13 protein-coding genes are annotated in these 12,544 nt (G+C 44.2%); 7 read left to right on the top strand and 6 right to left on the bottom strand.

The annotated features are described in order from the left end of the window. The 3 genes from catA to J502_RS11680 all read right to left on the bottom strand — a co-directional run. Positions 1 to 805 (bottom strand): catechol 1,2-dioxygenase (gene catA, locus J502_RS11690; RefSeq protein ID WP_034684209.1); only part of this gene is annotated, 805 nt, incomplete at its 3' end. Positions 806 to 979: 174 nt separating this feature from the next. Beyond that, positions 980 to 1,270, bottom strand: a complete 291-nt coding sequence (catC, locus tag J502_RS11685; RefSeq protein ID WP_005020051.1) for a muconolactone Delta-isomerase — start codon at positions 1,268 to 1,270, stop codon at positions 980 to 982. 24 nt (positions 1,271 to 1,294) lie between these two features. Next, positions 1,295 to 2,401: a muconate/chloromuconate family cycloisomerase gene (locus J502_RS11680; protein ID WP_034684207.1), complete on the bottom strand. Its 1,107-nt coding sequence runs from the start codon at positions 2,399 to 2,401 to the stop codon at positions 1,295 to 1,297. A gap of 109 nt (positions 2,402 to 2,510) precedes the next feature. Here J502_RS11680 and J502_RS11675 point away from each other — a divergent pair, with 109 nt between their 5' ends. Continuing rightward, positions 2,511 to 3,425: a LysR family transcriptional regulator gene (locus tag J502_RS11675; RefSeq protein WP_005406370.1), complete on the top strand. Its 915-nt coding sequence runs from the start codon at positions 2,511 to 2,513 to the stop codon at positions 3,423 to 3,425. An 18-nt stretch (positions 3,426 to 3,443) separates the two neighbouring features. On the opposite strand, the gene J502_RS11670 is transcribed toward J502_RS11675, so the two are convergent. Beyond that, entirely contained in the window at positions 3,444 to 4,358 is a 915-nt protein-coding gene (locus J502_RS11670) for an alpha/beta fold hydrolase (RefSeq protein WP_005406288.1), read from the bottom strand. Positions 4,359 to 4,374: 16 nt separating this feature from the next. After that, positions 4,375 to 4,908 carry a PadR family transcriptional regulator gene (locus J502_RS11665; protein WP_005406252.1) on the bottom strand — a complete coding sequence of 178 codons (534 nt, stop codon included), beginning with the start codon at positions 4,906 to 4,908 and terminating at the stop codon, positions 4,375 to 4,377. Between the two features lie 130 nt (positions 4,909 to 5,038). Between J502_RS11665 and J502_RS11660 the strand changes: the two genes are divergently transcribed. The 4 genes from J502_RS11660 to J502_RS11645 all read left to right on the top strand — a co-directional run bounded on the left by J502_RS11660 (position 5,039) and on the right by J502_RS11645 (position 9,241). Then, complete coding sequence (locus J502_RS11660; RefSeq protein WP_005406465.1) at positions 5,039 to 7,063, top strand: NADPH-dependent 2,4-dienoyl-CoA reductase; 2,025 nt, start codon at positions 5,039 to 5,041, stop codon at positions 7,061 to 7,063. A gap of 84 nt (positions 7,064 to 7,147) precedes the next feature. Next, positions 7,148 to 7,561, top strand: coding sequence for a nuclear transport factor 2 family protein (locus J502_RS11655; RefSeq protein WP_005406375.1), 414 nt, complete (start codon positions 7,148 to 7,150; stop codon positions 7,559 to 7,561). 54 nt (positions 7,562 to 7,615) lie between these two features. Further along, on the top strand, positions 7,616 to 8,716 hold the full coding sequence (locus J502_RS11650) for a YheT family hydrolase (protein WP_005406428.1): 1,101 nt from the start codon (positions 7,616 to 7,618) through the stop codon (positions 8,714 to 8,716). A 114-nt stretch (positions 8,717 to 8,830) separates the two neighbouring features. Next, positions 8,831 to 9,241 carry a GNAT family N-acetyltransferase gene (locus tag J502_RS11645; protein ID WP_005406287.1) on the top strand — a complete coding sequence of 137 codons (411 nt, stop codon included), beginning with the start codon at positions 8,831 to 8,833 and terminating at the stop codon, positions 9,239 to 9,241. Between the two features lie 91 nt (positions 9,242 to 9,332). On the opposite strand, the gene J502_RS11640 is transcribed toward J502_RS11645, so the two are convergent. Then, the gene (locus J502_RS11640) at positions 9,333 to 9,764 is read right to left on the bottom strand and encodes a hypothetical protein (RefSeq protein WP_005406516.1); all 432 of its coding nucleotides are present in this window, start codon (positions 9,762 to 9,764) and stop codon (positions 9,333 to 9,335) included. A 226-nt stretch (positions 9,765 to 9,990) separates the two neighbouring features. Between J502_RS11640 and pyrG the strand changes: the two genes are divergently transcribed. Beyond that, positions 9,991 to 11,631 carry a CTP synthase gene (pyrG, locus tag J502_RS11635; protein WP_005406369.1) on the top strand — a complete coding sequence of 547 codons (1,641 nt, stop codon included), beginning with the start codon at positions 9,991 to 9,993 and terminating at the stop codon, positions 11,629 to 11,631. A 31-nt stretch (positions 11,632 to 11,662) separates the two neighbouring features. Next, positions 11,663 to 12,520, top strand: a complete 858-nt coding sequence (kdsA, locus tag J502_RS11630; protein ID WP_005406318.1) for a 3-deoxy-8-phosphooctulonate synthase — start codon at positions 11,663 to 11,665, stop codon at positions 12,518 to 12,520. Positions 12,521 to 12,544 lie beyond the last annotated feature (24 nt).

Genomic DNA, 12,544 nt, shown 5'->3' with positions numbered 1-12,544 from the left:
TTTCAGCTTCATCAGTCACATCTGTTGCTGTTGCAACCAGCCCGTCACGGGTAGCAAAGGCAAAGTCATCCCACAGATACTCGTCACCTTCAATATTGAACTGTGTGGTGAGCTTGCGGTAACCCGGTGCCGATACAAAGTAGTGCACATGAGAAGGGCGGTTACCATGACGGCCGAGCTTGTTTAAAAGCGCCTGAGTAGTGCCTTCTGGCGGGCAGCCATAACCTACCGGCATGGTGGTCAGGGCAACATATTTACCATCTGCATCTGTAAGGATGGTACGGCGCAGGTTAAAGTCGGACTGGGACTTGTCAAAGAATGAATAGTTCCCCAGGCTGTTGGCATGCCAGACTTCTACCTTGGCTCCTTCAATAATATTGCCCTCTGTATCAGTAACTGTGCCTTCAATGATCAGAGTGTCGACCTTGTCGGACTCGGAGCCGTCATCCATACGGGCAAAGCCGACAGACTCAGGGGCACCGGCCACATAGAGCGGGCCTTCGATGGTACGGGGAGTGCCGCCAGTGATACCGGCCTTGGCATCTGCCTCATCGGCACGCAGGTCGAGGTAGTGTTCAAGACCGAGCCCGGCAGCGAGCAGGCCGAGTTCATTGGCCTGACCTGCATCGGTCAGGTATTCGAGGCCTTTCCAGACTTCAGAGGGCTGGATGTCGAGGTCTTCGATGGCCTGGAACAGATCCCCGAGCAGGCGGACGACGACCTGCTGAATGCGCTCATCGACCGGGCCTTTGGCAGTATCGACATTCATTTGTTTTACGAGCGCATCAATTTGTTGACGGTTCATACTATCACTCCTTAAGTATGTATAAGACGCTAACGGGGCTGGCGACAAGCGAGAAAGGTTCCCTGATGTGCTGGCCATCACTGGCTGGCCTCGTTCCGTCTGTTGTTATTATCCTTCGTTTAAAGGAAAGTACGGATGCAACTGTAGAACTGCATCTTTTTTACTGCATCAACTTTATGAATCGTTTTCACGTACAGAAGACGGATGGCGATTCAGAGCCATGATCTCAATATTCATATAAGGGTAAAGCGGTAGACCCTGCAAAATGTTGTGCAGTTCTTCATTGTTTTCCACATCGAAAATACTGATGTTGGAATACTGGCCGGTAATACGCCAGATATGACGCCATTTACCCTGGCGTTGCAGCTCTTGGGAGTAAGCTTTTTCAACAGCCTTAATTTCGTTCGCTTTCTCGCTTGGCATATCTAGTGGAATATGCACATCCATACGCACATGAAATAACATGTTAAAACTCCTTATCCGCTTGCCTTAACGACGTAATTGTTCAATCTTGTTTTCATCCACTTCAATTCCTAAACCTGGTGCATTGGGCACAACCAGTTCAAAGTTCTCGTATTGCAGTGGTGTTGTTAAAATTTCCTGGGTCAGAAGAAGTGGGCCAAAGAGTTCTGTGCCGAATGCCAGATTTTCAAAGGTAGAAAAGGCATGAGCAGAGGCAATGGTACCAACCGGGCCTTCAAGCATAGTGCCACCGTACAGGTCGATTCCTGCAAGACAGGCAATCTTGGCCACGTCACAAGCTTCAATCAGTCCACCAGACTGTTCGACTTTGACTGCGAATACATCGGCGCCATGCTTTTGTGCAATACGGAAAGCACTGTCCGGCCCGGTTAAGGCTTCATCAGCCATAATTGCTACTTCGAAACGCTGTGTCAGACGGGCAAGAGCATCGGTATTCTGGATGGCGCAAGGCTGTTCAATCAGGTCAATTCCACCGTCCTGTAGCTGCTGGATTCCGCGAATACATTCCAGCTCTGTCCAGGCACGATTGATATCTACACGAATACTGACCTCAGGCCCCAGAGCTTTCTTGAGGGCAATAACATGATCAACATCTTCCTGTAATGGACGTGCGCCAATTTTCAGTTTGAAAGTATTATGGCGCTTCAGCTCAATCATTTTTTTAGCTTCGGCAATATCTTTGTCTGTATCACCAGAAGCCAGTGTCCAGAGTACTGGCAAACGGTCACGTAAACGACCGCCCAGAATTTCACTTAATGGTAGGCCCAGACGTTTCGCCTGTATGTCCAGCAGTGCAGTCTGAATTGCACATTTGGCAAAACGGTTACCATTAATGGTCTTGCGGATCAGTTTTGAGATCTGTGCAATATTCTGGTTCTGAACGGAGGAGAGCAGAGGCGCGAAGTAAGTGTCAATGTTGGCTTTAACACTTTCTGGGCTTTCTTCACCATAGCTGAGTCCACCAATAGTAGTGGCTTCACCCCAACCTACAGTTCCATCTGTTGCAGTAATTTTCACCAGAACCAGGGTCTGAGTCTGCATGGTTGCCACAGAAAGTTTATGTGGACGTATGGTCGGAATATCGACGAGTAATGTTTCTACAGATTTATACATTATTGAAAATCTATGCTGACTTATCTCTTGTGCATACCTTAAAAGAATGATTAAAATGTGTCTAAGACTGAATTTGCATTTTAATATATCTTAAAGGTATGGAAGACTCATGGAACTGAGACATTTACGCTATTTTGTGGCAGTGGTAGAAGAACAGAGTTTTACCAAGGCTGCAGAAAAACTATTTATTGCCCAGCCTCCACTGAGCCGGCAAATACAAAACCTTGAAAGTGAACTGGGTATCCAGTTATTTGAACGGGGCAGCCGGCCATTACAGACTACCCCAGCCGGTCAATTTTTTTACCAGCATGCCGTTAAACTTTTGTCGAATGCTGAAGAAGTTAAATCCATGACCAAGCGTATAGGCCTGGTTGAGCGCAGTATTACCATGGGGTTTGTAGGCTCACTTTTATTCGGTTTATTACCGCGAATTATTTATTTATATCGTCAGCAGCATCCCCATTTAAATATTCAACTGGTAGAGATGAGCACCAGAGACCAGATTCAGGCACTAAAAGAAGGCCGGATTGATGTCGGCTTTGGACGGCTGAGAATCAGTGATCCGGCAGTTCACCGGATTTTACTGCGTGAAGAACGTCTAATGGTCGCTGCACATTCAAGCCATCCGATTGCACAGCATATTGAAGGTATATATCTGGCAGATATTGTTGATGAAGACCTGTTTTGCTATCCAAACACGGCTAAACCTAATTTTTCTACACAGATCACCACGTTATTTTCTGAGCATGGTCTGGAGCCTAGAAACATTAAGGAAGTTCGTGAAATTCAGCTAGCTTTAGGACTGGTTGCTGCAGGTGAGGGCATTTGTATTATTCCTGAGAGTGCCGATACTATCCGTTTTCCACATTTAAATTATGTGCCTTTACTGGATGAGGCAGCAAAAAGCCCGATTTTTCTGACTATTCGAAATATGGACGAAACGGAAAACATCCGGTCACTCTTCGACTGTATCTATCAGGTTTACGATCTGGAAGCGATCAAATATGACCGTGCCTTATTTTAATTCTAAAAACCAAACAGGTTAAGGAACCTGAGCCAATAAAAATTGTCGCAGCTCATGAGTGAATTTAACCGGTTCACTTAAAAGCGGCGTATGACCCGAATGCTCAAAATAAACAGGGTGAGCATTTTTCAGGTTTTTAGCAATGATCGTTTGTCCTTCTGCCGCATATAAGCTGGAATTCTGCCCAATAAAAAAAGTGACTGGACATTCAAGTTGTGATAGTGCTTCGCGATAATCTTCAGTATGGTACAAATAACTTTCCAGATACCAGCGCAGGTAGTCCAGTCGTTGAAGAGGCAACAGATATTTTTGCAGTTTCGGTTTTTTAAGTGCGGTATGAAACAGCAGGGAAGAAAATCTGCTATTCCCCTGTAAAGATACAAACCTGTACCAAAGCTGAAGCAGTTCAGTACATGTATGTGTTTCTAGCTGACTGATGCTGTGTATATCGGGTTGCCCAGAGAGAGTGTCAAGCAGCTGGCGCAATAACAGCTTACATTCTATATGCTTTTCACCCAGCAGGCCATATTTCCAATTCTCATCTGCCAGAATTTTTGGCGTCTGGTCAATATGTAAATAGGCCTTTAACCTGTCACCCAGGTTTGCATAGTGCATACCATGCATCGCTGTAGTGGCACCCATTGAATAGGCAATCAGAATAAAATTATCCAGCTGCAACTGGTTAATCAGTCTGGAAACATCCTGCCAGTGACTGGAAATTGCATCTAAGGATTGAGGAATGGCGCAGTTTCGAGAACCCCCAAAACCGCGCCAGTCTGGAATAATAAACTCAAAGCGGTTCAGGCTGCGTGCAATAAAAGGTAACCATTGCCAGCTTTGCATTCCAAGACCAGATAATACCAGTACAGGCTGACCGTGACCAATCCGGCGCACATACAGGTTTTCTCCATCAGGCATGCGGTAAAGTGGCATGATTAACTCCTCAGTGCTAGAACTTTTCCAATGTAGGAATGACTTCTTCAAGCCATTTGATCCAGTGAATTTCCAGATCAATACCCAGCTGCAAAATCATTTTATGAATATATAAAGTACGGTCAGTGGTCTCACTTCCAGCAAAGTCCTTCGCATAAATATTCTGGTAGAGTTTTAGATTATTCTGGTGTAATTCCAGATGTCGCTGCAATTCGGGTAGTACAATATTTCCACCCAACTGGGCTTCTGCACGCAGACGTACCATCAACTCTTCCCGTAACTGGGCGGGCGGACTTTGTTCCATCATCCATTTGGCCAGTTCAATACGGCCTGCCTGTTCAACCTGATAGGTTTTCTTTCTGCTTTGGCTGGGTGCTTCTTCAACTGTAGAAATCCAGCCCTTTTTCAGCATACCGCTTAGTTCACGGTAAATCTGCTGGTGTGTTGCATTCCAGAAAAAGCCCATAGAACGGTCAAAACGGCGTGCCAGTTCAAACCCGGTACTCGGTCTTTCCAGTAAACTGGTCAATAATACATGGGCAAGAGACATCGGTGAATTCCGCAACTTTAAAAATGACGCTTCAGACATTATGCAACATGTTGCATAAAAAAAGAATATCTATTATAAGTTATGCAATAAGTTGCATAAGCTAGCAAAGATAGCGAGCCAAGGAGAAAAAATGTCGTACTATCCACACTTACTTGCCCCTTTAGACCTCGGGTTTACTACATTAAAAAACCGTGTATTGATGGGTTCAATGCACGTGGGCCTAGAAGAAGCTCCACAAGGATACGAACGGATGGCAGCATTTTATGCCGAACGTGCGCGTGGTGAGGTAGGGCTGATTGTGACTGGCGGTATTGCACCTAATGATGCAGGTGTAACCTTTGCTGGCGGTTCTAAACTTGATTCTATTGCTGAAGCAGAAAAGCACAAGATTATTACTCAGGCTGTTCATGATGCTGGCGGTAAGATAGCCATGCAGATTTTACATACGGGACGTTATTCCTATCAGGCTGATCCGGTTGCACCTTCTGCGATTCAGGCCCCGATTAATCCGAGTAAGCCTAAAGAATTAAGCTCGGCTGAAGTCTGGCAGACTGTCAGTGACTTTGTAAATTGTGCACAGATGGCACAATATGCCGGTTATGACGGTGTAGAAATCATGGGCTCAGAAGGCTATCTGATCAATGAATTTATTGCTGCCCGCACCAACCATCGTGATGATGAATGGGGCGGAAGTTATGAGCGGCGTATCCGTTTCCCGATTGAAATCGTCAAGCGTACCCGTGAAGCAGTCGGAGAGAATTTTATTATTATTTACCGTCTATCGATGCTGGATCTGGTAGAAGGCGGTTCTACACTGGATGAAGTTGTTTATCTGGCTAAAGAAATTGAAAAAGCCGGCGCGACAATTATTAATACCGGTATCGGCTGGCATGAGGCACGTATTCCAACCATCGCCACTAAGGTTCCACGTGCTGCATTTACCTGGGTGACTGAAAAGCTGAAAGGCGAAGTGAAGCTGCCACTGATCACATCTAACCGTATTAATACTCCAGAAATGGCAGAATATGTCCTGTCTTCCGGACAGGCAGATATGATTTCGATGGCACGTCCAATGCTGGCCGATGCCGAGTTTGTTTTAAAAGCCCGTGAAGGCCGCAGTGACGAGATTAATACCTGTATTGCGTGTAATCAGGCATGTCTTGACCATATTTTCTCAATGAAAATTGCATCCTGTCTGGTTAATCCGCGCGCATGCCATGAAACTGAACTGATTTTTAAAGAATCTGGATCACCGAAACAGATTGCTGTGATAGGTGCAGGGCCGGCAGGTTTAAGTTTTGCAATTTATGCAGCCAGCCGTGGTCATCAGGTCAAGATTTTTGAAAGCAGTAACCAGATTGGTGGACAATTTAATATTGCCAAGACTATTCCGGGCAAGGAAGAGTTTTATGAAACTATTCGCTACTTTCAGCGCCAGATTGAATTACAGCCAAATATCCAGCTGTATTTGAATCATTTAGCGACTTATGAAGAGCTAAGCCAGGCCAATTTTGATGATATTGTGATTGCAACAGGCGTAACACCACGTCACTTGGAAATTGAAGGTGCGAATCATCCTAAAGCGTTAAGCTATCTGGAAGTGCTTAAAGAGCGCCTGCCTGTTGGAAAGCGGGTTGCAATTATCGGAGCAGGCGGTATTGGTTTTGATACAGCAGAGTACCTTACACATGAAGGGGAAAGTGCCAGCTTGAATCCTGAAAAATTTTATGATGAGTGGGGGATCGATACGACCTATCATCATACGGGAGGCTTGAAACAGCCTAAAATTGAACCTTCACTGCGTGAAGTCTACCTGTTACAGCGCAAGCAAAAGGCTGTAGGTGCAAATCTGGGTAAAACCACGGGCTGGATACATCGCACTGGCCTAAAACATAAACATGTGCAAATGATGTCTGGTGTAAATTATGAAAAAATTAATGATCAGGGTTTGCATATTACGGTGGATGGCAAACCCATGCTACTGGAAGTGGATAACGTTGTAATCTGCGCCGGACAGGAATCTTATACTGCCATGTTCGAACAGTTGCAAGCTGACGGAAAACGTGTGCATCTAATAGGAGGCGCAAGAGAAGCAGGTGAGCTGGATGCTAAACGCGCCATCCGTCAGGGCGCTGAACTGGCAGCCATTATTTAGGTTTTTATATAGGGCAGGCGGCCTGTTAATGCTGTCTGTCCACTTTCAACTTTAAAACAATAAATAGTTAAAGAGATAAAACTGATGATCCTGACCACTACTCAACAAGCCATACAGGCTTGGCACCAAATGCTTTGCAGCCGTGATATGACTGTTCTGGACGAACTTCTAGATGAACAGGTGATTTTTCGGTCACCTGTTGCATTCAACCCGTATGAAGGTAAAACAGTCGTTCGTTTTATATTAACTAATGTCATTGAAATATTTGAGGACTTTACTTATCACCGTGAGTTCTACACAGAAAACGGTCACAATGTAGTGTTAGAGTTTTCTGCTCATGTCGGAGAAAAACAGTTAAAAGGAATCGATATGATCCGTTTTAATGAGCAGGGCAAAATTGTTGATTTTGAAGTCATGATCCGGCCAAAAAGTGGTCTCGAAGCGTTAGCTGCACAAATGGGACAGCGCATGGCAGCATTTATGCCTCCAGCCCATTAAGCTTACTTAAAATTCATTCTTCATACTTTAGAAATATGCCGAGAGTTAAATCAAATGATGGTAAAAAAGCTGACTGCCCTGACACGAGAACTATTGGATCAGGTTACAGGCGCTGAACAGCCTAAACTCTACTTTGACCCGAATGGTAAAGTCCAGCAGGTACTGGAGCACTTGCCACAGCTTAAGGAAAAGTATCGGCCAACACCGTGGTTAGCGAACCAGCATGCACACTTGCTATATTTTGACCTGTTCAAGAAAAGACGTATTAAGCTCAAGTATGACAGAATTGAGCCATTAACCATGCAGGATGGTGGGACTACCGGTATTGCCTGGTATGGCGAACAACTTCCAGCTGATGTACCCACTATTGTATTAATGCATACGATTACCGGCTCACCACAAAGTATGAGCGAGCTGGTACGTGATTTACATCACTATACAGGCTGGCGTATTGCGCTATGTTTGCGCCGTGGCCATGCCAAATTGCCAATGACTGTACCGAAAATCTGTCTGTTTGGTTCAACTGATGACCTGCGTGAACAGCTCATTCATATACAGAGCAAATTTCCTGAATCTGTATTGTATGGCGTAGGCTCTTCTGCAGGAACTGGCCTGTTGGTACGCTATCTGGGAGAGGAAGGTCATCATACTCCATTTAAGGCTGCCTTCGCCTTTTGTCCGGGCTATAATACCGAAATTGGTTTTCAGAAGGTGCACCCGTTTTATAGTAAGGCCATGACAAAGAAACTGTTTAAATCATTCATTCATCCTTATCAGGACGCTTGGAAAAATACAGGCTCATTGCCGAAAGTACTTGCTGTTAAAAGTCTGGCTGACTTTCAGAGCTGTTACTTTGAGCTGGCAGGTTATAAGGACTTTGAAAGTTATAATCAGGCAACTAATCCTGTTTATGTTATGGACAATATCCAGATTCCTCTAATGATTTTAAATGCTGAAGATGATCCGGTTTGCCATATTGATAATTTCGAGCCATATAAAGAAATGATTATGCAGATGCCAAATATTATGGTGATTACAACCCGTAAAGGCAGCCACTGCGGATTTTATGAAGGCATTACCCGTACACATTCATGGGCGGCACGTTTAATGGCAGACTATCTGATTGCACAACACAAACTGGCTTCAGTAAACTAAGAATAGTCTGCTTAAAACAGATAACATGATAAAAACCTGAAATAGCTGGCCTCTTCCATAACCATAAAACAGAAGGGGCTTTAAAATATAGGAACATAAAAGAGATAAAATATCATGTCTGAACCGATTCATTACCTGATAAATGAACCTGTTAGTACGCAGCAGTATATTGACCTTTTACAGAAAACTTCATTAGGTCCAAGACGACCCATCCAGAATGCAGACCTGATCACAGGCATGCTACAGCATTCAAATCTGGTTATATCAGCATGGTATAAACAAGAATTAGTAGGTATAGCAAGATCGGTTACAGATTTTTATTTTTGCTGTTATCTCGCTGATCTGGCAGTGACAGTAGGATTTCAAAAAGAGGGTGTTGGAAAAAAGCTCATTGAAATAACAGAACAGCAATTACAACCAGAATGTACATTGACTCTACTTGCAGCTCCACAGGCTGTTACTTACTACCCCAAGATTGGTTTTTCTCAGTATCCTAGTGCTTGGGTGAAAAAGCCATCTATTTAAATCAAAGTCTTCAACTCATCATTTCATTAATAAAAAACCCGGTAAATATACCGGGTTTTTACTGTTCTGACTGAACAGAAGAACGGATTGTTTAGTTTTCAAGAGCAGGTGAGGCAGCCGCCATAGCAGCTGCAACGGCATCATCTTCACTCTGTGAATCTGAACTGGATTTTTGCTGGCTGGCGGTACTGTCTGCTTTTGGTGCTGGAGCTGGCTTAGGCTCTGGCTTTTGTGGCTCAGGTTTAGGCTCGGGTCTCGGTTCAACTGGTGCAGGGTCACGATATTCGCGGCGAATTTCGGTTGTGGTATTTGACGTTTCTTCACGAACAATTTCAACTGTCTCGGGAATTTCAGGTTCAGCTTCAACCGGTTCTAGAGGTTCAATTTGTGCAGGTGCTACAGATTGTTGTTCAACTACTTCAACCTGTTCTTGCTCCTCTTCCTTTGGCGCTTCTTTTTTTACACACGCGGTGAGGAACAAACCTGTTGCGATCGCACCACAAATCAAAAGTTTCTTATTCATAATTGCATAAATCAGGACTTAAAAGAGACAAGACTATTATAACAGTAAAAGCTGTCAGAAAAATCATGCACATTACGCCTAATTTTTTATCGAAAATGCTGATAGAATAACCAGTTGTTTATTGTTCTATGAATTGATGCGGAATGACTTTGCTTTATAGGTGCCGAGTAAAGTAAAATTGCGCAACATTGCAGGCCGAATTCGGCTCGATTGTACGAGAAACTCAATGACCCATTTTATTTTCGTGACTGGTGGTGTGGTTTCATCACTAGGTAAAGGTATTTCAGCAGCTTCAGTAGCAGCACTTTTAGAGGCTCGTGGTTTAAAAGTCACCATGGTCAAAATGGATCCATACATCAATGTCGATCCAGGCACTATGAGCCCATTCCAGCATGGTGAAGTTTTTGTTACAGAGGATGGGGCTGAAACTGACCTTGATCTGGGTTATTACGAGCGTTTCCTGCGTCGTGCAAAAATGACCAAGCTGAATAACTTCACTTCAGGACGTGTTTATCAGGATGTTCTAAACAAAGAACGCCGTGGTGACTACCTGGGTGGTACGGTTCAGGTAATTCCGCATATTACTGACAACATTAAAGAACGTGTACTCCGTGCAGGTGAAGGTTATGACGTAGCGATTGTTGAGATTGGCGGTACGGTGGGTGATATCGAATCACTACCATTTATGGAGTCAGTGCGTCAATTAATGGTCGAGCTTGGTCATAAGCGTACCATGCTCATGCATCTGACACTGCTGCCTTATATTAAGTCTGCAGCAGAGCTTAAAACCAAACCGACCCAGCATTCTGTAAAAGAATTGCTGTCTATCGGCATTCAGCCCGATATTCTGATCTGTCGTACCGAACATGATGTAGATGCTGACACCAAGCGTAAAATTGCACTCTTCACTAACGTTGAAGCACGTGCAGTTGTAGTGTGCAAAGATGCACGTTCTATCTATCAGATTCCACGTAACTTCTATGAACAGAATGTAGATGACCTGATCTGTGAACGTTTCGGTTATAACGATCTTCCAGAAGCAGACCTGACTGATTGGGATAACGTAGTTGAAGCTTTACTGAATCCGGAATTTACTGTTCGTGTTGCCATGGTTGGTAAATATGTTGAACTTCCAGATGCCTATAAATCTGTGAATGAAGCATTACTTCATGCGGGTATCCAAAATCGCGTTAAAGTACAGATTGACTATGTAGATGCTGAAAAGCTTGAAGCTGAAGATGTGAATGAGGTGCTTGCCACCGCTGATGCCATTTTAGTTCCGGGCGGTTTTGGTGAGCGTGGTACTGAAGGAAAAATGAAAGCCATTCAGTATGCCCGTGAAAACCAGATTCCATTCTTCGGTATCTGCCTGGGTATGCAACTTGCAGTGATTGAGTTTGCGCGTCATGTAGCCAATATTGCTGATGCAACTTCTACAGAATTTAACCGTTCAACTAAAGCCCCGCTTATTGGCCTGATTACTGAATGGTTAGATGAACGTGGTGAACTTCAGCAGCGTAGTCTTGAATCTGATCTTGGTGGCACCATGCGTTTAGGTGCCCAAAAGTCTGAACTGGTTGCAGGAACTAAAATTCGTGATATTTATGCTGCAGCTGAAATTAGCGAGCGTCATCGTCATCGCTATGAAGTGAATGATCACTTTATTGCTCAGATTGAAGCAGCAGGTATGAAAATCTCAGGTTATTCTGCACTACAGCATTTAGTAGAAACTGTTGAAATCCCTGAGCATCCTTGGTTTATTGCAGTACAATTCCATCCGGAATTTACAAGTTCACCACGTGATGGTCATCCATTATTTGCTAGCTTTATCGGGGCTGCGAAAAAGCAGTATCAGAAGCGTAAATAAGACTGTTCAGGAAATAAACCAGGAAGTTTAAATGTCACTACTAAAACCACAAGAAATTGTACGTTTAGGCGATATACAAATGGCAAATCATTTGCCGTTTGTATTATTCGGCGGTATGAATGTACTTGAATCCAAAGATCTTGCTTTCGAAATTGCCGAAACCTATGTCGATATCTGTAAACGTCTGGATATCCCATATGTCTTTAAAGCCAGTTTTGATAAGGCGAATCGTTCAAGCCTGAATTCTTTTCGTGGACCGGGCCTGGAAAAAGGGATCGAGTGGTTAGGTGACATTAAAAAACACTTTAATGTTCCGATCATCACTGATGTGCATGAGCCGTATCAGGCGGCTCCTGTTGCAGAAGTTGCCGACATTATCCAGCTGCCGGCTTTCCTGAGCCGTCAGACGGATCTGGTTGAAGCTATGGCAAAAACCCAGGCTATTATCAATATTAAAAAAGCCCAGTTTCTTGCACCCCATGAAATGCGTCATATTCTGCATAAATGTCTGGAAGCCGGCAATGACAAACTGATCTTGTGCGAACGTGGTTCAGCTTTTGGTTATAACAACCTTGTGGTTGATATGCTGGGCTTCGACATTATGAAAGAAATGAATGTTCCAGTATTTTTTGATGTAACCCATGCCTTGCAAACGCCAGGGGGCCGTGCCGATTCTGCGGGCGGCCGTCGTGCCCAGATTGCCACATTGGCACGTGCTGGTATGGCTACAGGACTTGCGGGTTTATTCCTGGAAGCACATCCTGACCCGGAATTGGCCAAATGTGATGGGCCATGTGCGTTGCGTCTGAACCAGCTAGAGCCATTTTTAGCACAATTAAAAGAATTGGATACTTTGGTTAAAGGATTCAAAAAATTAGATACCCATTGATGCTGCTGCTTGCATCTTGTTATT

The sequence above is a fragment of the Acinetobacter sp. 1294596 genome (genome assembly GCF_000582925.1).
GTDB lineage: Bacteria > Pseudomonadota > Gammaproteobacteria > Pseudomonadales > Moraxellaceae > Acinetobacter > Acinetobacter radioresistens.
This window is presented reverse-complemented; position numbering and strand designations above follow the sequence as displayed.